Genomic DNA, 682 nt, shown 5'->3' with positions numbered 1-682 from the left:
CTACTCTGAAGGCACAACCTGGTAAAGGCAAACCTACTGTCCCTGGTTTATTGGCTATATGCACATGCCAATCACTTGCCGATAAAACATCAGGCAAGTTACAGCTAGCGACTGGAGCCACTTCGGTTGCCCCATAACCTTCATAAATATCCAAATTGAATTTGCGTTTAAATTCCTGATAAATGGCAGGCGATAATTTCTCAGCCCCAGCAACCACCATTCGCAAACTCGATAGCATCATGGGATGGATAGCATTATTACGTGCATAAAAACCTAAGAAAGTAGAGGTACCACATAAGAAAGTGACTTTGTGGCGAAAAATGAGTTTGGCAATGGCTAAGGAATTCGTAGGATCAGGGTAACAAACCATCGGTATCCCCTTTAATAAAGGCATCAAGGTTGTTACTGTCAAACCAAATGCATGAAATAACGGTAATGAATTCAGAATAATATCTTTTTCTTCAATGCCAAAAACACTTGCAACCTGGTTAATATTGCTTAAAAGATTACGATGGGTAAGCTCAATACCTTTCGGCTGACCTTCACTGCCACTACTAAATAAAATCACTGCCGTACTGTTAACATCCGCTTTTTTGATAAAAACAAACGCAACAACCAGATAGGAAGGAGTTTGGCCAACATCAAATAGGCAGCAATCCAAAGCTTGCTCTGCTCATTTTTA

General features: G+C 40.3%; 1 protein-coding gene (cut by a window edge). It reads right to left on the bottom strand.

Annotated features, from left to right (window positions below; all coding sequences use genetic code 11):
• Positions 1-661, bottom strand: partial view of an AMP-binding protein gene (locus BN58_RS28180; RefSeq protein ID WP_019216109.1) — the 5' portion only. The gene continues 20 nt to the left of window position 1, outside the view; 661 of the gene's 681 nt are visible here — the first part of the coding sequence; its start codon is at positions 659-661; the stop codon falls past the left edge of the window.
• Positions 662-682 lie beyond the last annotated feature (21 nt).

It is taken from the genome of Legionella tunisiensis (genome assembly GCF_000308315.1).
GTDB lineage: Bacteria > Pseudomonadota > Gammaproteobacteria > Legionellales > Legionellaceae > Tatlockia > Tatlockia tunisiensis.
This window is presented reverse-complemented; position numbering and strand designations above follow the sequence as displayed.